The organism is Streptomyces sp. NPDC031418 (genome assembly GCF_055581605.1).
Genome location: NZ_JBVIJC010000001.1, coordinates 94,857 through 120,014 on the forward strand (window position 1 = coordinate 94,857; position 25,158 = coordinate 120,014).

Annotated in this window: 19 protein-coding genes; 8 read left to right on the top strand and 11 right to left on the bottom strand. The window is 72.7% G+C overall.

Translation table 11 applies throughout. The features are described 5' to 3' along the window. Positions 1 to 26: 26 nt before the first annotated feature. From pyk to pta, 3 genes are all read right to left on the bottom strand, one after another. On the bottom strand, positions 27 to 1,451 hold the full coding sequence (gene pyk, locus ACZ5CZ_RS00470; protein WP_468937925.1) for a pyruvate kinase: 1,425 nt from the start codon (positions 1,449 to 1,451) through the stop codon (positions 27 to 29). Positions 1,452 to 1,535: 84 nt separating this feature from the next. After that, positions 1,536 to 2,744, bottom strand: a complete 1,209-nt coding sequence (locus tag ACZ5CZ_RS00475) for an acetate kinase (protein WP_468937927.1) — start codon at positions 2,742 to 2,744, stop codon at positions 1,536 to 1,538. 28 nt (positions 2,745 to 2,772) lie between these two features. Next, on the bottom strand, positions 2,773 to 4,848 hold the full coding sequence (gene pta, locus ACZ5CZ_RS00480; RefSeq protein ID WP_468937929.1) for a phosphate acetyltransferase: 2,076 nt from the start codon (positions 4,846 to 4,848) through the stop codon (positions 2,773 to 2,775). A 209-nt stretch (positions 4,849 to 5,057) separates the two neighbouring features. On the opposite strand from pta, the gene ACZ5CZ_RS00485 reads away from it, so the two are divergent. Further along, on the top strand, positions 5,058 to 6,083 hold the full coding sequence (locus ACZ5CZ_RS00485) for an ATP-dependent 6-phosphofructokinase (RefSeq protein WP_385839892.1): 1,026 nt from the start codon (positions 5,058 to 5,060) through the stop codon (positions 6,081 to 6,083). Positions 6,084 to 6,436: 353 nt separating this feature from the next. Here ACZ5CZ_RS00485 and ACZ5CZ_RS00490 read toward each other — a convergent pair whose 3' ends face one another. The 6 genes from ACZ5CZ_RS00490 to ACZ5CZ_RS00515 form a co-directional block, all read right to left on the bottom strand. Beyond that, positions 6,437 to 7,276: a methionyl-tRNA formyltransferase gene (locus tag ACZ5CZ_RS00490; protein WP_468937932.1), complete on the bottom strand. Its 840-nt coding sequence runs from the start codon at positions 7,274 to 7,276 to the stop codon at positions 6,437 to 6,439. Between the two features lie 44 nt (positions 7,277 to 7,320). Continuing rightward, entirely contained in the window at positions 7,321 to 7,530 is a 210-nt protein-coding gene (locus ACZ5CZ_RS00495; protein ID WP_385839890.1) for an MbtH family protein, read from the bottom strand. Between the two features lie 108 nt (positions 7,531 to 7,638). Next, positions 7,639 to 14,001 (bottom strand): amino acid adenylation domain-containing protein, encoded by a 6,363-nt coding sequence (locus tag ACZ5CZ_RS00500; protein WP_468937934.1) that lies wholly within the window; start codon positions 13,999 to 14,001, stop codon positions 7,639 to 7,641. Between the two features lie 191 nt (positions 14,002 to 14,192). Beyond that, complete coding sequence (locus ACZ5CZ_RS00505; protein WP_385839888.1) at positions 14,193 to 14,879, bottom strand: helix-turn-helix domain-containing protein; 687 nt, start codon at positions 14,877 to 14,879, stop codon at positions 14,193 to 14,195. A 174-nt stretch (positions 14,880 to 15,053) separates the two neighbouring features. Next, entirely contained in the window at positions 15,054 to 15,755 is a 702-nt protein-coding gene (locus tag ACZ5CZ_RS00510; protein WP_468937937.1) for a response regulator, read from the bottom strand. Continuing rightward, positions 15,752 to 17,380 carry a sensor histidine kinase gene (locus tag ACZ5CZ_RS00515; RefSeq protein WP_468937939.1) on the bottom strand — a complete coding sequence of 543 codons (1,629 nt, stop codon included), beginning with the start codon at positions 17,378 to 17,380 and terminating at the stop codon, positions 15,752 to 15,754. The genes ACZ5CZ_RS00510 and ACZ5CZ_RS00515 overlap by 4 nt, the downstream gene beginning before the upstream one ends. Positions 17,381 to 17,545: 165 nt before the next feature. Between ACZ5CZ_RS00515 and ACZ5CZ_RS00520 the strand changes: the two genes are divergently transcribed. Continuing rightward, the gene (locus tag ACZ5CZ_RS00520) at positions 17,546 to 18,910 is read left to right on the top strand and encodes a cation:dicarboxylate symporter family transporter (protein WP_468938395.1); all 1,365 of its coding nucleotides are present in this window, start codon (positions 17,546 to 17,548) and stop codon (positions 18,908 to 18,910) included. An 84-nt stretch (positions 18,911 to 18,994) separates the two neighbouring features. Here ACZ5CZ_RS00520 and ACZ5CZ_RS00525 read toward each other — a convergent pair whose 3' ends face one another. Beyond that, entirely contained in the window at positions 18,995 to 19,609 is a 615-nt protein-coding gene (locus tag ACZ5CZ_RS00525; RefSeq protein ID WP_385839885.1) for a TetR/AcrR family transcriptional regulator, read from the bottom strand. Between the two features lie 131 nt (positions 19,610 to 19,740). On the opposite strand from ACZ5CZ_RS00525, the gene ACZ5CZ_RS00530 reads away from it, so the two are divergent. The 3 genes from ACZ5CZ_RS00530 to ACZ5CZ_RS00540 all read left to right on the top strand — a co-directional run bounded on the left by ACZ5CZ_RS00530 (position 19,741) and on the right by ACZ5CZ_RS00540 (position 22,810). After that, positions 19,741 to 21,426: an MFS transporter gene (locus ACZ5CZ_RS00530; protein WP_468937942.1), complete on the top strand. Its 1,686-nt coding sequence runs from the start codon at positions 19,741 to 19,743 to the stop codon at positions 21,424 to 21,426. Between the two features lie 111 nt (positions 21,427 to 21,537). Further along, positions 21,538 to 22,302, top strand: coding sequence for a DUF2127 domain-containing protein (locus ACZ5CZ_RS00535; protein WP_385839883.1), 765 nt, complete (start codon positions 21,538 to 21,540; stop codon positions 22,300 to 22,302). A gap of 133 nt (positions 22,303 to 22,435) precedes the next feature. Beyond that, positions 22,436 to 22,810 (top strand): hypothetical protein, encoded by a 375-nt coding sequence (locus ACZ5CZ_RS00540; RefSeq protein WP_385839882.1) that lies wholly within the window; start codon positions 22,436 to 22,438, stop codon positions 22,808 to 22,810. Here ACZ5CZ_RS00540 and ACZ5CZ_RS00545 read toward each other — a convergent pair. Further along, a complete protein-coding gene (locus ACZ5CZ_RS00545) occupies positions 22,804 to 23,718 on the bottom strand; it encodes an NAD-dependent epimerase/dehydratase family protein (RefSeq protein WP_468937945.1) in 915 nt (304 codons plus the stop codon). The two genes, ACZ5CZ_RS00540 and ACZ5CZ_RS00545, sit on opposite strands and share 7 nt — an antisense overlap. Before the next feature lie 45 nt (positions 23,719 to 23,763). Here ACZ5CZ_RS00545 and ACZ5CZ_RS00550 point away from each other — a divergent pair, with 45 nt between their 5' ends. Genes ACZ5CZ_RS00550 through ACZ5CZ_RS00560 form a run of 3 tightly spaced genes read left to right on the top strand, consistent with a single transcriptional unit; the run spans position 23,764 to position 25,072 of the window. After that, a complete protein-coding gene (locus tag ACZ5CZ_RS00550; RefSeq protein WP_385839880.1) occupies positions 23,764 to 24,285 on the top strand; it encodes an Lrp/AsnC family transcriptional regulator in 522 nt (173 codons plus the stop codon). A 29-nt stretch (positions 24,286 to 24,314) separates the two neighbouring features. Beyond that, complete coding sequence (locus ACZ5CZ_RS00555) at positions 24,315 to 24,743, top strand: MerR family transcriptional regulator (RefSeq protein WP_468937947.1); 429 nt, start codon at positions 24,315 to 24,317, stop codon at positions 24,741 to 24,743. Then, complete coding sequence (locus ACZ5CZ_RS00560; RefSeq protein WP_385839878.1) at positions 24,740 to 25,072, top strand: thioredoxin family protein; 333 nt, start codon at positions 24,740 to 24,742, stop codon at positions 25,070 to 25,072. The genes ACZ5CZ_RS00555 and ACZ5CZ_RS00560 overlap by 4 nt, the downstream gene beginning before the upstream one ends. Positions 25,073 to 25,158 lie beyond the last annotated feature (86 nt).

The window sequence follows — 25,158 nt, forward strand, 5'->3', positions numbered from 1 at the left end:
AGCCCCTCGCGGGGACCGTCCGCTGCTCAGCCCTGGTCGCCCAGGTGGTGGACGCGGAGCATGTTGGTGGTGCCGGGCACGCCGGGGGGCGAGCCGGCGGTGATGATGACCGTGTCGCCGGCGTCGAAGCGGCCCAGCTTGGCGACCTCCTGGTCCACCAGGTCGACCATCTCGTCGGTGGTGTGCACGAACGGCACCACGTGCGACTCCACGCCCCAGCTCAGGGTGAGCTGGTTGCGGGTGGACTCCTCGGTGGTGAAGGCGATGATCGGCTGGGTCGCGCGGTAGCGGGACAGACGGCGCGCGGTGTCACCGGAGTTGGTGAACGCGACCAGGCCCTTGCCGCCGAGGAAGTCGGCGATCTCGCAGGCCGCACGGGCCACCGAACCACCCTGGGTGCGCGGCTTCTTGCCCGGCACCAGCGGCTGGAGGCCCTTGGAGAGCAGCTCCTGCTCGGCCGCGGCGACGATCTTCGACATGGTCTTGACCGTCTCGACCGGGTACGCGCCCACGCTCGACTCGGCCGACAGCATGACCGCGTCGGCGCCGTCCAGGATCGCGTTGGCCACGTCGGAGGCCTCGGCGCGGGTCGGGCGGGAGTTGGTGATCATCGACTCCATCATCTGGGTCGCGACGATCACCGGCTTGGCGTTGCGCCGGCACAGCTCGATCAGGCGCTTCTGCACCATGGGGACCTTCTCGAGCGGGTACTCGACGGCCAGGTCGCCACGGGCCACCATCACGGCGTCGAACGCGGCGACGACGTCCGTCATGTTCTCCACCGCCTGCGGCTTCTCCACCTTGGCGATGACGGGGACCCGGCGGCCCTCCTCGTCCATGACGCGGTGGACGTCCTGGACGTCCTTGGCGTCCCGGACGAAGGACAGCGCGACCATGTCGCAGCCCATGCGGAGGGCGAAGCGCAGGTCCTCGACGTCCTTCTCGCTCAGCGCGGGCACGTTGACGGCCGCGCCGGGCAGGTTGATGCCCTTGTGGTCGGAGACGACACCGCCCTCGATGACGATCGTCTTCACCCGGGGGCCCTCGACGTCCAGGACCTTCAGCTCGACGTTGCCGTCGTTGATCAGGACCTGGTCACCGCGCGAGACATCGCCCGGCAGTCCCTTGTACGTCGTACCGCAGATGTGCTTGTCGCCCGGGACGTCCTCGGTCGTGATGACGAACTCGTCACCGCGCTCCAGCTCGACCGGACCCTCGGCGAAGGTCTCCAGACGGATCTTCGGGCCCTGGAGGTCGGCGAGGACGCCGATGGGGCGGCCGGTCTCCTTGGAGGCGGCCCGGACGCGGTCGTACCGCGCCTGGTGCTCGGCGTGGGTGCCGTGGCTGAAGTTGAACCGGGCCACATTCATGCCCGCCTCGATCATGGCGACGAGCATCTCGTGGGAGTCGACCGCGGGGCCGAGAGTACAGACGATTTTCGAACGGCGCATGGGGCGATCCTATCCGTTTGTTTCGCTACGGAATATTCCGTCTGGCGGAAGATACAAATGAGTGGGACACCGCTCAGGTGCTATTCAGTTGTTCTTTCCGACCAGTGCGTAGGCTTGCGTCGCGATCTCCAGTTCTTCATCCGTCGGCACCACGGCCACTGCCACCCGGGCGCCCTCCGGAGAGATCAGCCGGGCCTCGTCCGAGCGCACCGCGTTGCGCTCCGGGTCGACCGCCAGGCCCAGCGATCCGAGGCCGGCGAGCGCCGCCTCCCGCACGGGCGCCGCGTTCTCCCCGACACCGGCCGTGAACGCGACCGCGTCCACCTCCCCGAGGACGGCGTAATAGGCGCCGATGTACTTCTTGAGCCGGTGAATGTAAATGTCGAAGGCGAGGGCGGCCTCTTCGTCGCCCTCGTCGATCCGGCGGCGGATCTCCCGCATGTCGTTGTCCCCGCAGAGGCCGAACAGCCCGCTCCTCTTGTTGAGAAGAGTGTCGATCTCGTCCATGGACATTCCGCCAACCCGTGCCAAATGGAAGATGACGGCCGGGTCCAGATCACCGGAGCGGGTTCCCATCACGAGGCCTTCCAGTGGCGTCAGGCCCATGGAGGTGTCCACGCACCGGCCCGCCCGCACCGCGGACGCCGAGGCGCCGTTGCCCAGGTGCAGCACGATGACGTTCACCTCGGACGGGTCCTTGCCCAGCAGCCGCGCCGTCTCCCGGGAGACATAGGCGTGCGAGGTGCCGTGGAAGCCGTAGCGGCGGATGCGGTGGCGGTCGGCGATCTTCGGGTCGATCGCGTAGCGCGCCGCCGACTCCGGCATCGTCGTGTGGAACGCGGTGTCGAACACGGCGACCTGGGGCAGGTCGGGGCGGAGCGCCTGGGCGGTGCGGATGCCGGTGAGGTTGGCCGGGTTGTGCAGCGGGGCGACCGGGATCAGCCGCTCGATCTCGGTGAGCACCTCGTCGGTGATGAAGGTCGGCTCGGTGAAGAACATCCCGCCGTGCACCACCCGGTGGCCGATCGCGGCCAGCTCCGGCGAGTCGAGGCCGATGCCGTCCCGGGCCAGCTCCTCGGCGACCGCCTTCAGCGCGGCGTCGTGGTCGGCTATCGGCCCGCTCTGCTCGCGGGTGTCGCCGGTGGTGAGGCAGGTGTGCTTGAGCCGGGAGGTCTGCTCGCCGATGCGCTCCACCAGGCCGGCGGCGAGTCGGCTCTCGTCGCGCATGTCGAGGAGCTGGTACTTCACCGACGAGGAGCCGGAGTTGAGGACGAGGACACGGGTCGCGGTCACGGTGTGCGAGAACTCTCTGTGGGGGACGTCAGTTGGCGGGCGTCTGGGCCTGGATCGCCGTGATGGCGACGGTGTTGACGATGTCCTGGACGAGGGCGCCCCGGGACAGGTCGTTGACCGGCTTGCGCAGACCCTGGAGCACCGGGCCGACCGCGATCGCGCCGGCCGAGCGCTGTACGGCCTTGTAGGTGTTGTTGCCGGTGTTGAGGTCCGGGAAGATCAGGACCGTGGCCTGGCCGGCCACGTCCGAGTCGGGCAGCTTGGTCGCCGCGACGGACGGCTCCACGGCCGCGTCGTACTGGATCGGCCCCTCGATCTTCAGATCGGGCCGGCGCTCGCGGGCCAGCTCGGTGGCCTCCCGCACCTTGTCCACATCGGCGCCCGAACCCGACGTACCGGTCGAGTACGACAGCATCGCGATCCGCGGCTCCACGCCGAACTGCGCTGCCGTGGTCGCCGACTGGATGGCGATGTCCGCGAGCGCCTGCGTGTCCGGGTCCGGGTTGACCGCGCAGTCGCCGTAGACCAGCACCTTGTCGGCGAGGCACATGAAGAAGACGGACGAGACGATCGACGACTCCGGGCGGGTCTTGATGATCTCGAAGGCGGGCCGGATGGTGGCCGCGGTGGAGTGCACGGACCCGGACACCATGCCGTCGGCCAGGCCCTCCTGGACCATCAGGGTGCCGAAGTAGTTCACGTCGGAGACGACGTCGTAGGCCAGTTCCACGGTGACGCCCTTGTGGGCGCGCAGCTGGGCGTACTTCTCGGCGAAGGCGTCGCGCAGTTCGCTGGTGGCCGGGTCGATCAGCTGGGTGTCGCCCAGGTCGATGCCGAGGTCGGCGGCCTTCTTGCGGATCTGGTCCGCGGGACCGAGCAGGGTCAGATCGCAGACGCCCCGGCGCAGCAGCACCTCGGCCGCGTGCAGCACCCGCTCCTCGGTGCCCTCGGGCAGCACCACCCGGCGCCGGTCGGCGCGGGCCTGTTCCAGCAGCTTGTGCTCGAACATCATCGGGGTGACCCGGTCGCTGCTCGGCGCCGAGACCCGGCGGGCCAGGTCGGCGGTGTCGGCGTACCGCTCGAACAGGCCGAGCGCGGTCTCCGCCTTGCGCGGGGTGGCCGCGGTCATCTTCCCCTCCATCGAGAACAGCTGCTCGGCGGTGGGGAAGGAGTTGCCGGTCACCGACAGGACGGGGGTGCCCGGGGCGAGCCGGGCGGCCAGGGTGAGGATCTCCTCGCTCGGCACCTCGTTCAGGGTGAGCAGCATGCCGGCTATCGGCGGGGTGCCGGCGCTGTGCGCGGCCAGCGAGCCGACCACCAGGTCGGCGCGGTCGCCCGGGGTGACGACCAGGCAGCCCGGGGTCAGGGCGGTCAGGAAGTTGGGCAGCATCGCACCGCCGAAGACGAAGTCCAGGGCGTCCCGGGCGAGGCCGGAGTCGTCGCCGAGCAGCACCTTGGCGCCGAGGGCGTGCGCGATCTGGGAGACGGTCGGCGCGGACAGGGCGGGCTCGTCGGGGACGACGTAGCAGGGGACCGGAAGCCGGCTGGCGAGCCGCTCGGCGATGGTGTCGCGGTCCTCGCGGGCGACCCGGTTGGTGACCATGGCGAGCACGTCGCAGCCGAGGCCGTCGTAGGCCCGGTAGGCGTTCCGGGTCTCCGCGAGCACGGACTCGGCGGTCTGCCTGCGGCCGCCCACCACCGGGATCACGGACGCGCCGAACTCGTTGGCGAGCCGGGCGTTCAGGGCCAGCTCGTCGGGCAGCTGGGTGTCGGCGAAGTCGGTGCCGAGGACCAGCACCACGTCGTAGTCCCGGGCCACCCGGTGGAAGCGGTCGACCAGGGCGGAGACCAGCTCGTCGGTGCCCTGCTCGGCCTGGAGCGCGGAGGCATCGTGGTAGTCCATGCCGTAGACGGTCGTGGGGTCCTGGGAGAGGCGGTAGCGCGCCCGCAGCAGCTCGAACAGGCGGTCGGGACCGTCGTGGACGAGCGGCCGGAAGACGCCCACCCGGTCCACCTGCCGGGTCAGCAGCTCCATGACTCCCAGCTCCACGACCTGGCGGCCGTCACCGCGGTCGATCCCGGTCACGTACACGCTGCGCGTCACGTGTGCACTCCGATCCGTCTCGTTTGTCCGTTTATATATGCGTCTACGTCGTCGTCAGAGCCGCAAAATCGCCCACCGAGGTGAGCGGAACCCTCTTGACAATACCCCTGGGGCCGGATAAGGCGCCCGTCAAAGCTCCACCGGCCCGGCGGACGTGAAAGAATCGGCATGGCTCACAGGTACCGACAGCGAGCAGGAGACACAGCACGATGCGTATCGGAGTTCTCACCGCAGGCGGCGACTGCCCCGGCCTGAACGCCGTGATCCGGTCGGTCGTGCACCGGGCCGTGACGACGTACGGCGACGAGGTCATCGGCTTCGAGGACGGCTACCGCGGTCTGCTCGACCGCCACTACCGCGCCCTCGACCTGGACGCGGTCAGCGGCATCCTGGCCCGCGGCGGCACCATCCTCGGCTCCTCCCGGCTGGAGCGCGACCGGCTGCGCGAGGCCTGCACCCGGGCCACCGACATGGTCGAGGAGTTCGGCATCGACGCGCTGATCCCGATCGGCGGCGAGGGCACGCTGACCGCGGCCCGCATGCTGTCCGACGCGGGCCTGCCCGTCGTGGGCGTCCCCAAGACGATCGACAACGACATCTCCTCCACCGACCGCACCTTCGGCTTCGACACCGCCGTCGGCGTGGCCACGGAGGCCATGGACCGCCTGAAGACCACCGCCGAGTCCCACCAGCGGGTGATGGTCGTCGAGGTCATGGGCCGGCACGCCGGCTGGATCGCCCTGGAGTCCGGCATGGCCGCCGGCGCCCACGGCATCTGCCTGCCCGAGCGTCCCTTCGACCCCGCCGACCTGGTCAAGATGGTCGAGGAACGCTTCGCCCGGGGCAAGAAGTTCGCCGTCATCTGCGTCGCCGAGGGCGCCCACCCGGCCGAGGGCAGCATGGACTACGGCAAGGGCGAGATCGACCAGTACGGCCACGAGCGCTTCCAGGGCATCGGCACCGCCCTCGCGTACGAGCTGGAGCGGCGCCTCGGCAAGGAGGCCAAGCCGGTCATCCTCGGCCACGTCCAGCGCGGTGGTGTGCCCACCGCCTACGACCGGGTCCTCGCCACCCGCTTCGGCTGGCACGCCGTCGAGGCGGCGCACCGCGGCGACTTCGGCAAGATGACCGCGCTGCGCGGCACCGATGTCGTCATGGTGCCGCTCGCGGAGGCGGTCACCGAGCTGAAGACGGTCCCGAAGGACCGGATGGACGAGGCGGAGTCGGTCTTCTAGCAGGCCTCGCGACGCGGACGGGCAGCGCCGGCGGGTGCTGCCCGTCCCCTGCCCCTCCTAGGGCCTCTCTTTCGGATCTTGCCGGCGTCGCGGGCCCTGGCACGCACATCTGCTGCGTTGTCGTCACTCTCCCCCACGCTCGGCTGCGCTCGCGCGGGGGGACCCCCATCGCTCCGCGTCGACTCCCTCCTCCGCCTTGCATCTGCACGCTCCCCCAAGCTCTCGACTCCTCCCCCACTCTCGGCTCCGCTCGAGCGGGGGGACCCCCATGAGCAGGGGGCACCCCCATGACCCCGCTCGGGTCGGCCGAGAAGGCACCGCCACCGCAGCCGACCTGATCCGAAAGAAAGGCCCTAGTCCAGCGGGTCGGCGGCCAGGACCCACACGTCGCCGGTGCCGCACGTGACGCGGCGCCCGGTACCCGGTGGCGGCTGTTCCAGCGTGGTCCGGCGCAGCCGCCACCGCGTCCCGTCGATCACCGCCACCGGCCCCTGCACGCGGGGGTGATGGCCGGCGATGTTCCACGCGCGCACCTGGGTGTGGATGTGCGCGGCGGGCGCGGACCAGTCCACCGTGGCGTAGTCCTCCGAGAAGAACCCGGCCCAGGAGCCCTCGCGCCGCGGCTGCGGTTCGCCTTCCTCCCCGCGCGCCAGCCGCCGCAGCACCTGCGGCAGCATCTCCGAAGCGGCGCGCAGCACCAGCGAGTTGACTCCGGTGAACGACCAGACCCGGTCGTCCAGGGCGATCCTCGTACGGGCCAGCACGGAGCCGGTGTCCAGCTCCGCGTCCATCCGGTGCCAGGTCACGCCGATCGTGCGGTCGCCGTTGCGCACGGCCCATCCCACCGGGTTCGGGCCCCGGTAGGAGGGCAGGTCGGAGGGGTGGCAGTTGACCGTTCCCAGGCGGGGGGCGGCCACGGCGGCGGCGGGCAGCTTCCTCGGGTACCCGTAGCTGACGGCCACGTCCACGTCGTAGGCGCGCAGGAGCCCGGCGACCGATTCCATCCGGGACGGAACGGCCAGGTCCACCCCCGGCGGCAGGTCGTGCTCGCCGAGCACATGCCCGGGCCAGTCGGCAGGGCGCCGGTAGCCGATCACGACCGGGACCCGGTGCCCCAGGGTGTGCACCGCCTCCACCAGCGGGGGAGCGGTCTGGGGCAGCGCCGCCACGACGGCGACGCGCAGCGCGGGCATCTCCTGATCGCACGGCGCCGGCGCCCCGGGCGTGTCCGGGGCGGTCATCGGGCTGCCCCGGCGGTCCGCAGCGAACGCGGCCGCAGGTCGGTCCAGGACGCCTCGACCCAGGCCAGGCAGGTGGCCCGGTCGGCGCGGGGGTGCACCTCGCGCCAGCCGTCCGGGACGGCGACGTGGGCGGGCCAGAGGCTGTGCTGATCCTCGTCGTTGGCGAGCACGAGGAACGCGCCGTCGGGGTCGTCGAAGGGGTTCATGGGTCTCCTCGGAAGGGCCGCTGAGGGCGTCGAAGGGCGTTGAAGGGTCTCGGGGGCATTCAGGGGCGCGGCCGGTCCCTGCCGTTCCGGGCCGGGACCGGCCCCCGCTCAGCCGCGTGCGGGTAGCGGCGTGAGGGTGGCGGCCAGAGCTGCCGGGGTGGCCCGCCGCATCACCTGGTCCAGGGTGACCGCGGGGCCGAAGTGTTCCCGCAGGCGCTGGAGCAGCCGGGCCGCGAGCAGCGAATGCCCGCCCAGGTCGAAGAAGTTGTCGTCGATGCCGACCCGCTCCAGGCCCAGGACGCCGGCGTACGCCTCGGTCACCACCCGCTCGGCCGATGTGCGCGGCGCGCGCAGCGCGGCCGGGACGCGCTGGGGCTCGGGCAGGGCCCGGCGGTCCACCTTGCCGTTCACGGTGAGCGGCATGCGGTCCAGCACCATCACCCGGGCGGGCAGCATGAAGTCCGGCAGCACCCGGGCCAGCGCGTCGCGCAGGGCGCCCCCCTCCAGGGGTGCACCGGTCTCCGACGAGCCCACCGCGTACCCGGTGAGTTCCTTGCCGCCGCGTCCGTCCGGCCCGGCCACCACGGCGGCCTGCACCACACCGGGCAGCGCGGCCAGGGCGGCCCGCACCTCGTCCGGCTCGATCCGGTGCCCGCGGATCTTGACCTGGTCGTCGTTGCGGCCGGTGAACTCCAGCGTGCCGTCCGGGAGCCTGCGGGCCAGGTCGCCCGTGCGGTACATCCGGGAGCCGGGCGGCCCCCAGGGGTCGGCGACGAACCGGGCGGAGGTCTGCCCCGGCCGGCCCAGATAGCCGCGGGCCACCTGGTCACCCGCCAGGTACAGCTCGCCGGCCAGTCCGTCGGGGACCGGCCGCAGCCCCGCGTCCAGCAGCATCACCCGGGATCCGGGCACCGGAGCGCCGATGCCGGGGCGCGCGGGCCAGTCGGCCGGGTCCCCGGTGACCTCGGCGGCGGTCACCACGTGCGTCTCGGCCGGGCCGTAGTGGTTGTGCAGGCGTTTGCCGCCGCTCGCGCACAGGGCGCGCAGCTGCGGTCCGACGACCAGCGCCTCACCGGCCTGCACCAGGTGCCGCAGGTCGGGCAGCGACTCCCGCTCCCCGTCGGCGAACTCGCACAGCGCCGCCAGCACGGGGGTCGGGGCGAACAGCTCGGTCACGCGGTGCCTGCGCAGCCAGGCGGCCCAGGCGGCGGCGTCGGCACGGGTGTCCGCGTCCGGGACGGCCAGCGTCCGCCCCGTGCACAGGGCGGTGAGCACCTCCTGGGTGGCGACGTCGAACGCCATCGAGGTGAACTGGGCCGTGACCGCGCCCGGTTCGGCCGGGAAGCGCCGCTCGTGCCAGTCCACCAGCCGGTCCATGGCGGCGCCGGGCATCACCACGGCCTTCGGCTTTCCCTGCGTCCCGGAGGTGTGCACCACATAGGCCGGGTGGCCGGGCAGCCGCGCGGGCCGGACCCGGCCGCCGCCGGGCAGCGGCTCGGAGGACACCTGGTGGGGTTCCAGCGCCATCCGCGGCACGGCGGCGTCTACGAGCGCCAGGGCCTCGTCGAACTCCGGTTGCCGGACGAGCAGTGCCGGGCGCCCCTCGGCGGCCTGCGCCGCCACCCGGGGAGCGGGGTGGCGCGGGTCCAGCCACAGATAGGCGGCGCCGGCCTTGAGCACCGCGAGCATCGCGGTCACCGCGTCCCGGCCGCGCCGCAGGCACAGGGCGACGACGTCCTCGGGACCGATGCCGCGGGCGGCCAGTTCCCCGGCGAGCCGGTCCGAGGCCGCGTCCAGGCCTTGGTAGTCCAGCACCCCGCGGTCGTCCACCACGGCCGCCCGCCGGGGGGCCGCGCGTACCTGCGCCGCGAACCGCTCCAGCACCGGCACCGGGGCCGGCACCTGGGCGGGCGGCCGCCCGGCCGCCCGGGGCCGGGCCGCCGCGACCGGGTGCGTGGCAGGCACGAAGAGGTCGGCGGCGAGCGCGTCCAGGGCTTCGACGAACCGTGCGCCGATGTCCCGGGCGCCGGCCTCGCCGAGCCTCTCCGGCCGGTACTGCACCCGGACCGTCATCCGCTCGCCGGGCGAGACCAGCACGCACAGCGGGTAGTGCGTGCCGTTCTCCACCCGGCTGGACGTCACCCGCAGGTCCGCTCCCCACCGCGTGGCGAAGGAGTCGGTGTACGTCTCCAGTACGACGACGGTGTCGAAGAGCTCGCGCAGCCCGGCGGCCCGGATGATCTCCGCCAGGCCCAGGTGCTGGAAGGGCATCATCGCGGTCCGCTGCTCCTGGAGGGCCGTCAGCAGGCCGCCCCGGTCGCCGGCCGCCGCGGTGTCCACCCGTACCGGCACGGCGTTGTTCATCAGCCCGACCATGGACTCGACGCCGGGCAGATGGGGCGGACGGTCGGCGACGACCGTGCCGAACACCACGTCGGTGCGCCCGGTCAGCTGGGCCAGGACCAGCGCCCAGGCGCCGAGCACCAGGGTGTTCAGGGACAGCGCCCGCTCGCGCGCCCGCGCCCGCAGAGCGGCCGTGCGTTCGGCCGGCAGCTCGAGCAGCACCGTGTGCGGGCGGGTCTGCTCCCCGCCGCCCGGCGGCGTCAGCAGCGTCGGCTCGGTCACGCCGCCGAGCAGCGCCTGCCAGTGCTTGGCCGCCAACGCGACGTCCTGGCCGGCCAGGTGCCGCAGATAGGCGAGCGCGGACGGCCGCGCGGCGGGCCGGGGCACGGCGCCCGCGGCGGCCCGGCCGTACAGCTCGGCCAGGTCGGCGAGGGCCACCTGCATCGACCAGCCGTCCATGAGGATGTGGTGGTAGCTCAGCAGCAGCCGGGAGCGCCCCTCGCCCAGGCGCAGCAGCACGGCCCGCAGCAGCGGCGGCACGGCCAGGTCGAACGGTTCGTCCCGGTCCCGGCGGGCCTCCTCGTCGGCGGCGCGCCGGCGGTCGGCCTCGGGCAGCCGCGTGAGGTCGGCCTCCCGCAGCGGGACCGTGACCGTCTCCGGCACACGCTGCTCCGCCCCGCCCCGGCCGTTCCACCGGAACCCGGCCCGCAGGGCCGGATGCCGGTCGGTGAGCAGGGACAGCGCCAGCCGCAGTGCGGCCGCGTCCACCGGTCCTTCCAGGTCGAGCACGGTCTGGACGTGGTAGGGATCCGCGGCGCCCTCGTCCTTGTGGGCGTGGTAGAGCAGCCCCTCCTGGAGCGGGGAGCAGGGCCACTGTTCCTCCGCGCGCTGCGCGGGCACGGCCGGCGCGCCGGCCCGCGGGCGCGTACCGGTGTCCGCGGCGCGGGCGAGGGCGGCGAGCACATCGGCCCATTCCGTCGCCAGGCCCGCCGCGTCGTCGCTGTCCACCAGACGCGCCGACCAGCGCCAGACAGCGGTCAGCAACGGCTCCCCGGTGCGCTCGTCGACGACGGCGTTGATCTCCAACGGGTGGGACAAGGGCTGCCGGGCGGCCCGGTGGATGCCCAGCACGGGTGCCTCGGCGGCGTACGGCCAGGGGTCGCGGCCCGGAACGGCGTACCGGCCCAGGTAGTTGAAGAGCACCGGCCGGCCCGGTGCGGCGGCCAGCAGACCGGCGGCCTGCGGATGCAGGTGGCGCAGCAGCCCGTACGAGGCGCGGTCCTGCGGCACCCGCTGCCACTGCTCCCGTACGGCACGCACGGCGTCGGCGAGGGCCGCGTCCTGTGCGGCGGGGTCCGCCGCGGGCCGGGCCGCCTGCCGGGGGCACTCCAGACGGACCGGGAACATGCAGGTGAACCAGCCGACCGTGGCGGAGACGTCGGTGTCCGGGCCGCCCGCCACGGCGTCCCGGCCGTGCCCCTCGGTGTCCAGGACCAGGGTCCGGGAGCCGCCGCGCCGGGCCGTGGCCACCGCCAGCGCGGCGAGCAGAAGCTCCTGCGTCGTGGCGCCGTAGTGTGCCGGGGCCGTGGTGAGCAGGGCCCGGCCGACCTCGGGGGGCAGCACCGACTCCAGGGAGCGGGAGGTGGCGAGGGTGTCCAGCGCGGGATCGAGCGGTCCGCGCGCCGGCCACGGCGTGGCCGCCGGGACGCTCGCCGCCTGCCAGTGCGCCAGCGTCGCCAGCACTGCGGCGCTTTCGGCCCGGGCGTTGTGCGTCCGCACCCAGCGGCGGTACGGGGTGGCCGCGCCCCAGGCGCCCAGCGTGTGCGGGTCCTCGGCGGCCCGCGCCAGGTCCTGGGTGAGCACCTGCCAGGAGACCCCGTCCACCACCAGGTGGTGCACGGCCAGCAGCAGCCGGCCCGGTCGTGTGGGGCCCGCGTCCCACCACACCGCGCGCAGGGTCCGCCCCGCGGGCAGGTCCAGCGTCCGCATGGCGTGGCCGACCGCGTCCCGGACCGTGCCGGGGGCGGGGGCGTCCGGCAGCTCCCGCACGTCCACCACGTCCAGCAGGGCGCTCGCCGCCACCTCGCCCGGGGGCAGCACCTCGGGCTGCCACACGGCCGCGGGGGACGGGTCGGGGAGCCGGGTGCGCAGGGCGTCGTGCCGGTCGAGCACCGCTTGCAGGGCCGCCACGAGCGCCCCGCGCTCCAGACCGGGCGGCGTCTCCACCAGCACCGACTGGACGAACTCCTCGACGCCGTCGCCCTGTTCACGCAGCCACAGCGCGATCGGCGGCAGCTCCAGCCCGCCGGTGGCCGACTGGTGCAGCAGGTCCGCGGCCGGAGCCGCCGCCTGCGCGGCGGCGGCCAGGGCTCCGGGGGTGCGCAGCCGGAAGACGTCCTGCGAGCTGATGGCCACGTTCTCCCGGCGTACCCGGCTGACCAGGCGCATCGCGGTGATGCTGTCGCCGCCGAGGGCGAAGAAGTCGTCGTCGGTACCGGTCTCGGGCAGGCCGAGCACCTCCGCGAAGGCCGCGCACAGCGCCCGCTCGGCGGGCGTGCGTGCCGTACCGGCACCGGCCCGCACGGCGGCGGGTGCGGGCAGCGCCGCCCGGTCCACCTTGCCGTTGACGGTCAGCGGGATCTCGTCGATCAGCAGCACGGCGGCGGGCACCATGTATTCGGGCAGCACCCGGCTCAGCCGGGCGCGCAGATCCTCCCCGGTGACGCCGGCCCGGTCGCGTCCGGGCACCGCGTAGCCGACCAGGCGCCCGTCCGTCGCGACCACGACGGCCCGGGCGACCCCGGGCAGGGCGGCCAGGGCGGCCCGCACCTCGCCCGGCTCGATCCGGTGCCCGCGGATCTTGACCTGGTCGTCGTCGCGCGCCAGGTACTCCAGCGCACCGTCGGACCCGCGCACGGCGAGGTCACCCGTGCGGTACATGCGGGCACCGGCCGGTCCGTAGGGGTCGGCGACGAAGCGTTCGGCGGTCAGGCCGGACCGGCCCAGGTAGCCCCGGGCAACTTGTTCACCGGCGACGTACACCTCGCCGGGCTCGCCGGCGGGCACCTCGGCCAGGTCGGGACCGAGCAGTCGTACGACGGCCCCGGGCAGCCCGGTACCGATCGGCACCCGAGCCTCGGGTACCCGCTGCCCGGGCGGCAGGGGGTGCAGGGTGGTGAAGGTGGTGCACTCGGTCGGCCCGTAGACATGGCCGAGCGTCAGGTGCGGACACGCGGCCCGGACCTGGGTGAACGCCCGCGGGTCGGCGGCCTCGCCACCGGTGAGCACCGTGTGCAGCCCGCGCAGCGCGCCCGGGTCGTCCGCGGCGATCTGGTTGAACCAGGCGGTGGTGAGGAAGACGCCGGTGACGCCGTGCGCGGCGACCAGGGCGGCCAGCCGGTGTGCGTCCACCCGGTCCTCGGCCGGGACGACCACGGTGCCGCCCCGGGTGAGCGGCAGCCACAGATCATGGCTGAGCGCGTCGAAACCGAGCGCGGAGACCAGCGCCGTGACCCGGTGACCGGGGCCGTCCCAGTGCGGGTCGGCGGCGAAGCTCCCCAGGTTGCGGTGGGTGACCTGGACGCCCTTGGGGCGGCCGGTGGACCCCGAGGTGTAGAACACACAGGCCACCCGGTCGAGTTCGCCGTCCGGTACGGCCGGGCTCGGTGTCCCGGCCGCGCGGGCGGCCGCCCCGGGAGAAGCGGCCACGGTGACGGGCCGCGGACCGCCGGGGCGAGCGGCCTCCCCGGCCGGCACGAGTACCGCCGCGCATTCCGCGTCGGTCTCGACGGCCGTCAGCCGCTCGGCCGGCGTCCGCGGATCCAGCACCACGGCGGCGGCGCCGGTGTCGAAGACCGCGAGCAACGAGGCGACCAGCCCCGCGGAGCGCGGCAGCCGCAGCGCGACCGCAGCCCCCGGACCGACCCCGGCCTCGCGCAGCCGGACGGACAACACACCTGCCCAGACGCAGAGTTCGCGGTACGACCAGGTTCTGCCGCCCTCCTCCACGACCGCGGGCCGGTCCGGTTCGCGGGCTGCGGCGGTGGCGACGGCGCGGTGCACGGGCAGGGGGGCACCGGTGTCGTCGACCGGGTAGGCGGGCGCCCGCATCGCTGCTGAAAGGATCATGAAGGTCATCCAAAGCGCAGCGACGTGCGCCCCCTTCCGGCTGTCACCCGGATGGCGTAGAGGGACCATCCGATCGGGTGCGCAGCAGCCTTTGCGCCCCCTGCCCACGCAACTCCCGTACACCGCCGAGAAGTTCGGCCGCACGTTCCGGCCGGGGGTGGTACACGCCTCGCCGCGCGCCCCCGGCCCGCTCAGCCGCCCTTCTCCACCGCCGCCCAGAAGTGCTCCACGATCCGGTCGAGGAACTCCCGGCCGGACTCGCTGGCGCTGCTGGTGCCGCCGCCCCAGCTGAGGGTGGCGGCCATATGGCCCTGGTAGTCCTGGTGCAGTTCCTGGAGGGCGGCCTCCAGCGCGCCGCGGTCGACGGGTGCCAGCTTCGCCACCGGCCGCACATAGGCCTGCCAGCGGGTGGTCACCGCGCTGCGCAGCAGCTCGGCCAGCTTCGCCTCCCGGCCGGTGACGGACACGAAGTCGGGCACGGACAGGTCCAGCACCCGCGCGAGCGCGGCGGACTGGCGTTCGTTGCCGCGCCACTGCCCGCTGTCCTCCATGCGCAGATACGCGCGCAGGTCCAGGCCGACGGCACGGGCGACGTCCTCGGGGGCGACGCCCCGGGCGATGCGGTGCTCGCGCAGGGTCTGCGGGCTGCCGATCAGTTCACCCGCGGAACACCACAACACCCCTGCCAGGGCGGTGAGTTCGGGGCTGCTCGGGGCGGCGACGCCGCGTTCCCAGGCGATCACGAGGTCGGGGGTGACATAGGGCAGTCCGTACGAGGCCCGCATGCCGTACGCGACATGCTCGGGGCCCATGCCGAGCGCGGCGCGCAGCCGGCGGGCCGCGGGAGCGTTGAAGGGGGGAGCTGAGGGTTGGCGCACCCCGCACAAGCTAGAGGCGTGGTGACGGGATGGCTACGGTCTGTTCGGACAGGATCACCGATTGTCTGAATGCACAGTTCCGGCCGTTCGGTATGTAGGGCGCGTTCCGTGTGTAACGGACGGAACACCTCTTCCGTTCCTCCCTTGACGGCCCGCCCGGGAGTGTCCGGCGCCTCAGCGCCCCTGCGGCATCCACCGGTAGACCAGCTCCGGGCGCCCCACCTGCCCGTACTGCGGGCTGCGGGCGGCGCGGGAGGTCTCCACGAGGTGTTCCAGATACCGGCGGGCCGTGATCCGCGAGATTCCCACCGTTTCCGCCAGCCCCGTCGCCGTGAGCCCCTCCGCCGCCTCCCGCAGCGCCGAGATCACCCGCTCCAGGGTGGGCCCGCTCAGCCCCTTCGGCAGCGCCGCGGGCGACGGCGCCCGCAGCGCCGCCAGCGCCCGGTCCACCTCGTCCTGGCCGCTCGCCTCGCCCACGGCCGCCCGGAACTCGGCGTAGCGGGTCAGACGGTCGCGCAGCGTGGCGAAGGTGAAGGGCTTCAGGACGTACTGGACGACACCGAGCGAGACACCCTCCCGCACCACCGCCAGATCGCGGGCCGAGGTCACCGCTATGACGTCCGCGTGATGTCCGGCCGCCCGCAGGGAGCGCGCGAACTGGAGCCCGTGCACATCGGGCAGGTGCAGGTCCAGCAGCAGCAGATCGACCGGCGTACGGTCCAGGACGCGGCGCGCCTCCGCGCCGGTGTGCGCCTTGCCGACGGCGACGAAGCCGGGGACCCGGCCGACGTACAGCACGTGCGCGTCGGCGGCGACCGGGTCGTCCTCGACCACCAGGACCCGGATCGGCTGCGTGGCCCCCTGCTCCGGGGTCATCTGCCGTCACCCGCCGCCGGCCGCAGCGGCAACCGCGCCTCGAACACCGCACCGCCCTCGCCCTCTGCTCCGGACTCCGCCACCGTCAACGTGCCCTCGTGACGGGTGACCGCCTGCCGGGCCAGGGCCAGCCCGAGCCCCCGGCCGTCCGGTCCGGCCGGTTTCGTCGAGAACCCCCGTTGGAATACCAGGTCGGCATGGGCCGGGTCGACCCCCGGGCCCGTGTCGGCGACCCGGAGCACCACTTCGGCCTCCGAGGCGTACGCCGTCACGGTCACCCGCGCCCCGGCGCCGCCCTGCGCCGCGTCCACCGCGTTGTCGATCAGGTTGCCGAGGATGGTCACCAGGTCGCGGGCGGACAGATCGGCGGGCAGCAGTCCGTCGTCCAGCCGGCTGTCCGGGGACACCACCAGCTCCACGCCCCGCTCGTTGGCCTGGGCCGTCTTGCCCAGCAGCAGGGCCGCCAGCACCGGCTCACTGACCGCCGCCACCACCTGGTCGGTCAGCGCCTGGGCCAGCTCCAGCTCGGCCGTGGCGAACTCCACCGCCTCCTCGGCCCGCCCCAGCTCGATCAGCGACACGACCGTGTGCAGCCGGTTCGCGGCCTCGTGGGCCTGTGAGCGCAGGGCCTGGGTGAAGCCGCGCTCCGAGTCCAACTCACCCATCAGCGACTGGAGTTCGGTGACATCGCGGAGGGTGACGACCGTACCTCGGTGCTCCCCGCCGGACACCGGGGAGGTGTTCACCACCAGCACCCGGGACGCGGTCAGATGCACCTCGTCCACCCGGGGCTGCGAGGACAGCAGCGCGCCGGTCAGCGGGGCCGGGAGGTCCAGGTCGGCCACCGAGCGGCCCACCACGTCCGCCGCCTCGCCCACGCCCAGCAGCTCCCGGCCGCCGTCGTTGATGAGGGCCACCCGGTACTGCCCGTCGAGCATGAGCAGGCCCTCGCGGACCGCGTGCAGCGCGGCCTGGTGGTAGTCGTGCATCCGGCTCAGCTCGGTGGCGTTCATGCCGTGGGTGTGGCGGCGCAGCCGGGCGTTGACGACATAGGTGCCGACCGCGCCCAGCACCAGCGTGCCGCCGGCCACCCCGAGCAGCGCCGTGACCTGGTCCTGGATGTGCTCGCTGATCGTCTGCACCTTGATGCCGGCGCTCACCAGGCCGACGACCCGGCCGCCCGAGTACACCGGGGTCACCGCGCGGACGGACGGGCCGAGGGTGCCGGTGTAGGTCTCGGTGAAGGTGTGTCCGCGCTGGGCGGGGCCGATGGTGCCGAGGAAGCGCTTGCCGATCTGCCTCGGGTCGGGGTGGGTCCAGCGGATGCCGGACGGATTCATGATCGTCACGAAGTCGACGTCCGCGTCCCGCATCACCTGGAGGGCGTACGGCTCCAGGCGGGCGCTCGGGTCGGGGGTGCGGATCGCCTCGCGGACCGAGGGGGAGTCGGCGATCGAGCGGGCCACCGCGGTGGCCTGCCGGGCGGCGGACTCCTCGGCCTGCCGCTGGTCGCTGACGTAGGTGAACAGCGCGTACCCGGCCACCACGACCGCGACCAGCACGGCCTGCACGGCGAACAGCTGGCCGGCCAGGCTGCGGGGGCGGGGAAGGGCGGGAACGCGCATGTCAGCAGTGTGCCTCTCCGGTTAAGTGTGAACTAAATGAACGGAAGGGTGACCGCCCTCACAGGCCGGGAGATAGTCACGGCATTCCCCGAACAACGCCCGGACGTGAGCCGCACGCCGGTTGTTGAACCGACGAAGACGTCAAGGAGGGCAGTCGTGGCCGCCATGATCCCCGATACGGCACCTGCCGCACCCCGCGTGAAGCGGGACCGGACCCATTACCTGTACATCGCCGTCATCGTGGCGGTCGCGCTCGGGATCGCCGTGGGTCTCATCTGGCCCGATGCCGCGGTCCAGCTGAAGCCGCTGGGCACCGGCTTCGTGAACCTGATCAAGATGATGATCTCGCCGATCATCTTCTGCACGATCGTGCTCGGCATCGGTTCGGTGCGGAAGGCGGCGAAGGTGGGCGCCGTCGGCGGTATCGCCCTCGGCTACTTCCTGGTGATGTCGCTGGTCGCGCTCGCCATCGGCCTCCTCGTCGGCAATGTGCTGCACCCGGGTGCCGGACTGCATCTGACCGCCGCGCTCAAGCAGACCGGGCACGCCCAGGTCTCCAGCGACGCGCTGCCGCCGGTGGACTTCGTGCTGTCGATCATTCCGACCAGCTTCGTGTCCGCCTTCACCGAGGGCCAGGTGCTCCAGACGCTGCTGGTCGCCCTGCTCGCCGGGTTCGCGCTCCAGGCGATGGGCCCGGTCGGGCAGCCGGTGCTGCGGGGCGTCGAGCACATCCAGCGGCTGGTCTTCCGCATCCTGTCCATGGTCATGTGGGCCGCGCCGGTCGGTGCGTTCGGCGCCATCGCCGCGGTGACCGGCTCGGCCGGCCTGGACGCGCTGAAGAGCCTCGCCGTGCTGATGGCGGGCTTCTACTTCACCTGCTTCCTGTTCGTCTTCATCGTGCTCGGTGCGGTGCTGCGGATCGTCTCGGGGCTGAACGTCTTCTCCCTCTTCAGGTACCTGGGCCGGGAGTTCCTGCTGATCCTGTCCACCTCCTCCTCCGAGTCGGCGCTGCCGCGGCTGATCGCCAAGATGGAGCACCTGGGCATCAGCAAGCCGGTCGTCGGCATCACCGTGCCGACCGGCTACTCCTTCAACCTCGACGGCACGATGATCTACATGACCATGGCGTCGCTGTACATCGCGGACGCGCTGGGCACGCCGATGTCCCTGGGCGAGCAGATCCCGCTGCTGCTGTTCCTGCTGCTGGCGTCCAAGGGCGCGGCGGGCGTCAGCGGGGCCGGTCTCGCCACGCTGGCGGGCGGTCTCCAGTCGCACAAGCCGGCGCTGGTCGACGGCGTCGGGCTGATCGTCGGCATCGACCGCTTCATGAGCGAGGCGCGGGCGCTGACGAACTTCGCGGGCAACGCGGTGGCCACGGTGCTGATCGGCACCTGGACCAAGGAGATCGACACGGCCCGGGTGCAGCGGGTGCTCGCCGGCGAGCTGCCGTTCGACGAGACGACCCTGATGGACGAGGACCCGGCGGCCGAGCCGGCCGAGCCCCGCGCGGGCGAGCTGGCGAAGGCCTAGCCAGGACCCCCTGTGCTCCGGACGTCCGGCCCGGCCTGAACCCGGGCCGGGCGTCCGGCCACGTCCCTTTCCTGGACCACTCTGTTACGACACCTCGGCCACCAGTTCGGTGGCCCGTGAGGCGGGTACGCCCGCCGCGGTCAGTACGGCGACCGTGGCGGAGCTGCCCGCCTCTTCTGCTGCCAGCAGCCCGTCGTTCACCGCCTCCGTGACCGCGAACAGCATCTGCTCGTGCACGTATGCCAGCGCCGGCGCGGGCAGCGGCGAGCTGAAGACGCCCTCGTCCAGGCCGCGCTGGAGCAGGCGGACCTTGGCCTCGCGCAGCGGTGCGAGGCGTTCGCGGATGCCCTGCACGGTGACCGTGCGCTGGGCCAGGGCCACCAGCAGCCGGTAGCGGTCGGCGATCTGCCAGAGCGCGAGCACCGAGCGGGCCACCGCCTCCGCCGGGTCCGTCACCCCCGCGCGTGCCGTCGCGTCCGCCTCCGCCAGCGCCGCCACGGCCCCGTCGACCAGCGTGCTGATCAGCGCCTCCCGGTTCGGGAAATGGCCGTACACCGTCCGTCGTACGACGCCCGCGGCGCGCGCGATCTGGTCCATGGAGGCGTCGGGATCGCGCAGCAGTTCGGCGAGGGCGACGTCGAGGATGCGGCGCCGGTTGGTGTCGGCGCGGCTCGTGTTACCCGTGGTCATGGCAGTCATTCTGCATGCCCTTCCCTGGCTTGCACAGCGTTGTGCAACTGACGTACATTGCACATGGTTGTGCAATTGCACGACGCTGTGCAAGTCCTGCACGGCACCTCCGTCGCGTAACCGAGGAAGGCGATCCCTGCATGCGACTCGTCATGACCGAACCGGTCGAGAACATGGAGCGCCCGTACGCCCGGCGCTGGTGGGCGCTGCTGGTGCTCTGCCTGAGCCTGCTGATCATCGTGATGGCGAACACCGCCCTCACGGTCGCCGCGCCGGACATGACGAAGGACCTCGGGCTGTCCAGCGCCGATCTCCAGTGGGTGATCGACGGCTACACCGTCCCCTACGCGGCGCTGATGCTGCTGCTCGGCGCGATCGGCGACAAGTACAGCCGGCGCGGGGCGCTGGTGCTCGGACTCGTCGTCTTCGGCGGCGGAGCCGTCTTCGGCTACCTCGCCGACAGCTCCACGACCGTCATAGCGGCCCGCGCGGTGATGGGCGTCGGCGCGGCGCTGATCATGCCCGCCACCCTGTCCCTGCTCGCCGCGACCTTCCCGCGGGCCGAGCGCGCCAAGGCCATCACCCTGTGGACCGCCACCGCCGGGCTCGCCATCGCGGCCGGCCCGGTCGTCGCCGGCGCCCTGCTGCGCGACCACGGCTGGTCCTCGACCTTCCTGATCAACGTGCCCATCGCGGCCGTGGCGATCGTCGGCGCCTTCGTCCTCGTACCGCCGTCCAAGGCCGGCCACCACGACCGCATCGACTACGTCGGCGGCCTGCTGTCGGTGATCTGGGCCGGCTCGCTGGTCTACATGATCATCGAGGGCCCGCACTTCGGCTGGGGCGTCAAGGCGATCACCGCGGCCGTGCTCGCGGGCGTCGCCCTGGTGGCCTTCGTGCTCTGGGAGCTGCGCCACCCGCGCCCGATCCTGGACGTCCGCCGCTTCACCGAGCGCCGCTTCGCGGGCTCCAACCTCGCCGTCGCCCTGTTCTTCCTGGCCGTCTTCGGCGCCTTCTACTTCCTCACCCAGCACCTCCAGTTCGTCCTCGGCTACGACGCCCTGGAGACCGGTGTGCGCATGCTGCCGCTCGCCGGTGCCGTCTTCGTCGGCTCGGCCCTGACCGGCTGGCTCACCCCGCGCGTCGGCATGAAGTGGACCGTCAGCGCCGGCATGGTCGGCGGCACGACGGCGCTGGCGCTGCTCACCCGGGTGGACGCCGGATCGACGTACGGCGACTTCGTCGCGCCCCTGATCATCCTCGGCCTCGCCATCGGCCTCGCCCTCTCGCCCTGCACCGACGCGATCATGGGCGCCTTCCCCGAGTCCGAGCTGGGCGTCGGCGGCGCGGTCAACGACACCTCGCTGGAGCTGGGCGGCTCGCTCGGCATCGCGATCCTCGGCTCGCTGCTCGCCACCTCGTACGGCAACCACCTGGCCGACGCCACCGCCGGCAGCAAGCTCCCCACGAGCGCCCTGGACACCGCCCAGGACTCGGTCGGCGCCGGCTACGCCGTCGCCCAGGGCATCGGCGAGAAGGCGCACGCGGCGGCCGCCCGGGCGGCCAAGGCGACCGACCCGCAGCAGGCCGCGCAGCTCAAGCAGCAGGCCACCGAACTGGCGGCCGGCGCCCGGCAGATGGCGGACGCCGTCGGCTCCTCCTTCTCGGACGCGGTGGCGCACACCAGCCTGGTCGGCGCGGTCGTCCTCGGCATCGGCACCGTCCTGGTGGCGGTCCTGCTGCCCCGCCGCGCCGCCGAGCCCAACGAGGCCGAACCGGAGGTGAAGGAAGCGGAGAAGGAACCGGCGGAAAGCGCGGCCGGCTGACGTCCGCGCACGCCGATCGGCTAACGTGCCGCTCCGGGCCCGACCGGAACGGCACGTTCGCGTGTGGCGTCCGTATGGGTGGAAGTCAGCACGTGTACGGAGGCACGGGGGATGAAGATCGACTGGGACCGGCGGACCTGCGCGCGCAAGGGCCATGTGACCTACGCGCCCGACGACCCCCGGCTGCGCATCCGGCTGCACGCCGAGACCGCGCTCGGGGAGGTGTGGCGCTGTCTGCGCTGCGGTGACTTCGTCCTGGGCGAGCCGCACGGCTCCGGACCGGCCGCCGACGCGCCGCTCGTGCCCCGCGGGAAGGTCCTGCGCGACCTGTTCATCCTGCGCTTCCTGTCCATCGAGCGGGCGGTGCGCGGGGTGTTCATCGTGCTCGTCGCCGTGGCCGTGTGGAAGTTCAGCAACAGCCAGGACGCGGTACGGCGGCTGTTCAACCAGAACCTGGACGTCTTCCGCCCGGTGTTCCGGCACTTCCACTACGACCTCGACCACTCCCCGGTCGTCGGCTCCATCCAGAAGGCCTTCGGCTACAAGCACTCCACGCTGCTGCTGGTCGCCGCCCTGCTCCTGGCCTACGCCCTGATCGAGCTGATCGAGGCGGTCGGCCTCTGGTACGCCAAGCGCTGGGCGGAGTATCTGACGGTGGTCGCCACCGCCGCCTTCCTCCCGCTGGAGATCTACGAACTGACCGAGAAGGTCAGCTATCTGAAGATCGCCACCCTGGTCCTCAACATCCTCGCCGTCCTCTACATCGCCGTCGCCAAACGCCTCTTCGGCCTCCGCGGCGGCCGCAAGGCCTTCGAGGAGGAACGCCACAGCGCCTCCCTGCTGGAGGTCCAGGAGTCGGCGGGGCTGCCCGTCTGACGCCTCGGCGCGCGGGCGACGGTCCCGCGTTGGCGTGCTGTTGGTGATCGGTTGGCGGCAGCTGTGACCCTTGAACCACGGCGGTCACCACTGCCGCCGACCGCACCGCTCAGTTCATACGGGGGTAAGTCTCATGTTCCAGCGCATCACCGCACGCACCGGCGCGCTCGCCGCCGCGTCCCTGGCCGCCGCCACGCTGCTCACCTGCTCGGGCACGGCGGTGGCCGGCACCAACGGCCAGCAGATCGTCTACACCGACGCGTCCAACAGCCTCACCCACTCCATCCAGATCGAGGGCTACAACCAGAACGGCCAGTACCTCGACCAGTGCTTCCAGGTCAACGCCGGCGGCAAGACGTACATCTCGGGCTGGTGGTGGAAGGGCAGCGAGTACGTCAAGGCGTTCGGCAACAGCGGCTGCACCGGCTCCAGCTGGCGCTACGGCACCACGGTGAACGTCCCGGCGTACCAGTCCTCCTCCGACTGGTTCCCCGTCTGGGGTTACTGACCCGCGGGCGCGCCCAGCGTCTCGGTGAGCGCCTTCGGCAGCCACTCCCTTACGGCGCCGAAGGCGAAACCCAGCTCCGTCGCCCGGGAGTTGTCCATGCCGTAGGCGCGGCGGAAGGCGAAGGGGGAGAGGGGGCCGGAGCCGGTGATCTCGAACACCGGCTCCTTGGCGTCGAGGTGCCGCGCCAGCGCCGAGCCCAGCTCCTCCAGGGTCAGCAGGCCGTGCGAGGCCGCGTTCACCGGGCCGGTGAAGTCCTGGCCGGCCGTCCAGTGCAGGAAGTCCGCGATCTCCTCGACGTGGATGTAGGTGGCCGGCCGGGTGACCGGCGGTACGGCGAGGGGCGCGCCGGCGGCGATCCGGTCCGCGTAGTGCTGGAGCCGGCCCGTGAAGTCGTCGTCACCGCCCAGCACATGGGCCACCCGCACGGACACGAACGGCAGGCCGGAGCGGGTGAACACCGCCTCCGCCTGGCGCTTGCCCTCGCCGTAGTGCCCCTCCAGGAACTCCGGATCGTCCCAGGGCAGCGCCGGGTCCACGGCCACCCCGCCCAGGTCCACCGCACTCTCCGCAACGAGTGCGGGCGAGTCCTCGTACTCGTACACCTCCACCGTGGAGGTCATGACATAGCGCCCGGTGCGCCCCGCGAGGACCCGGGCGGCGATCTCCGCCTGACGCGGGGTGTAGCAGACCTGGTCGATGACGACATCGAAGGTCCGGCCCGCCAGCGCCGAGGCCAGGGCCGCCTCGTCGGAGCGGTCGCAGACCAGGTGCAGCGCCCCGGCCGGCGGCGCCGACGAGCCCCGGTTCAGGACCGTGACCCGGTCGCCGGCCGCCAGCAGACGGGCGATCAGCCGCTTGCCGAAATAGCGGCTGCCGCCGATGACCAGTACCTCTCGTGCCTTTGTCATGACCATAATTCTCCGGGGCCGACCGCCCGCTCTGAAGGGGGAGACATGGGAGATACCGTCGCCGCACCGAAGGAACAACGGCATCTGCGGGCCGTCGCCGACGAAACACCGGTGGCCTTCGACGGCGTGGACCGGCAGATCATCCGGCTGCTCCAGACCGACGGGCGGATCAAGCTGAGCGAGCTGGGCCGGCAGGTCAGCCTCAGCCCGGCGGCCGTCGCCGAGCGGGTGCGCCGGCTGGAGGCGGCCGGAGTGGTCGAGGGATACGGCGCCCGGGTGGCCCCCGCCCGGCTCGGCTACGGCCTCCAGGCCTTCGTCCGGGTCAACCCGCACGGCGGATACACCCTCAAGCACCCGCGGACCCTGGAGCTGATCGAGCGCCCGGAGATCACCGAGGTGCACCATGTGGTCGGCGAGGACTGCTGGATCCTCAAGGTCGCCGTCACCGGCACCGGGCATCTGGAGGAGATCCTGGAGCAGATCTCGGCGCTGGGCCGTACGACGACGTCGATCGTGCTGTCGTCCCCGGTGCCCCGCAAGCCGCTGCTGCCGCCGGCCTTGCCTTGACGTCGACGTCAACACCTACGGTCGTACGCATGCGAATCGGCGAGCTGGCCGCACGGGCCGGAACCACCACCCGCACCCTGCGCTACTACGAGGCACGGGGGCTGCTGCCCGCCCGGCGCGACGACAAGGGACACCGCGCCTACGACGAGGGCGACCTCAGGCTGCTGGAGCAGATCAGGACGCTCCAGGACTTCGGGTTCGACCTGGAGGAGACGCGGCCGTTCGTGGAGTGTCTGCGGGCCGGGCATCCCGAGGGCGACTCCTGCCTGGCCTCGCTCGTGGTCTACCGGCGCAAGCTGGCGGAGCTGGACGCGCTCATCGGGCAGCTGACGGCGGTGCGGGAGACGGTCGCGGAACAGCTGGTGCGGGCCGAGCAGGCGCGCGACGAGCTGGCCGCCGAGGCGCTGGTTCCGGGGGGCCCGGAACCCGTGTGCGAACTGGGAGGACCGACGCGATGACTGTGGTGAGCGGACTGGATCAGGTGACGGACGCCGATTTCGCGGCCGAGGTGCTCGGCGCGGAGCTGCCGGTACTGGTGCAGTTCACCGCCGACTGGTGCGGACCGTGCCGGCAGCTGGCACCGGTGCTGAAGGACATCGCCTTCGAGGAGGGCGACCGGCTGCGGGTCGTACAGATCGACGTGGACCGCAATCCGGAGACGACCATCGCCTACGGGGTGCTGGCCACACCGACCCTCATGGTCTTCAAGGGCGGTGAGCCGGTGCGGTCGATGGTGGGCGCGCGGCCCAAGCGGCGGCTGGTGGAGGAGCTGGCCGACGTGCTGTAAAAAGGCCCGGGCCCCGGCCCCGGCACAGCAAAATCCCCCGAGCAATTGCGCTCGGGGGATTTTGCTGCGTATATTCGGTGGTTCGC

Coding starts and splice junctions, on each gene's coding strand:
- ACZ5CZ_RS00510 (WP_468937937.1), bottom strand. CDS start 15,755: ATGACCCCGGAGCAGGGGGCCACGCAGCCGATCCGGGTCCTGGTGGTC.
- ACZ5CZ_RS00560 (WP_385839878.1), top strand. CDS start 24,740: ATGACTGTGGTGAGCGGACTGGATCAGGTGACGGACGCCGATTTCGCG.
- ACZ5CZ_RS00520 (WP_468938395.1), top strand. CDS start 17,546: ATGATCCCCGATACGGCACCTGCCGCACCCCGCGTGAAGCGGGACCGG.
- ACZ5CZ_RS00555 (WP_468937947.1), top strand. CDS start 24,315: ATGCGAATCGGCGAGCTGGCCGCACGGGCCGGAACCACCACCCGCACC.
- ACZ5CZ_RS00540 (WP_385839882.1), top strand. CDS start 22,436: ATGTTCCAGCGCATCACCGCACGCACCGGCGCGCTCGCCGCCGCGTCC.
- pyk (WP_468937925.1), bottom strand. CDS start 1,451: ATGCGCCGTTCGAAAATCGTCTGTACTCTCGGCCCCGCGGTCGACTCC.
- ACZ5CZ_RS00535 (WP_385839883.1), top strand. CDS start 21,538: ATGAAGATCGACTGGGACCGGCGGACCTGCGCGCGCAAGGGCCATGTG.
- ACZ5CZ_RS00515 (WP_468937939.1), bottom strand. CDS start 17,380: ATGCGCGTTCCCGCCCTTCCCCGCCCCCGCAGCCTGGCCGGCCAGCTG.
- ACZ5CZ_RS00525 (WP_385839885.1), bottom strand. CDS start 19,609: ATGACTGCCATGACCACGGGTAACACGAGCCGCGCCGACACCAACCGG.
- ACZ5CZ_RS00495 (WP_385839890.1), bottom strand. CDS start 7,530: ATGAACCCCTTCGACGACCCCGACGGCGCGTTCCTCGTGCTCGCCAAC.
- ACZ5CZ_RS00545 (WP_468937945.1), bottom strand. CDS start 23,718: ATGACAAAGGCACGAGAGGTACTGGTCATCGGCGGCAGCCGCTATTTC.
- ACZ5CZ_RS00500 (WP_468937934.1), bottom strand. CDS start 14,001: ATGATCCTTTCAGCAGCGATGCGGGCGCCCGCCTACCCGGTCGACGAC.
- ACZ5CZ_RS00490 (WP_468937932.1), bottom strand. CDS start 7,276: ATGCCCGCGCTGCGCGTCGCCGTCGTGGCGGCGCTGCCCCAGACCGCT.
- ACZ5CZ_RS00485 (WP_385839892.1), top strand. CDS start 5,058: ATGCGTATCGGAGTTCTCACCGCAGGCGGCGACTGCCCCGGCCTGAAC.
- ACZ5CZ_RS00550 (WP_385839880.1), top strand. CDS start 23,764: ATGGGAGATACCGTCGCCGCACCGAAGGAACAACGGCATCTGCGGGCC.
- ACZ5CZ_RS00530 (WP_468937942.1), top strand. CDS start 19,741: ATGCGACTCGTCATGACCGAACCGGTCGAGAACATGGAGCGCCCGTAC.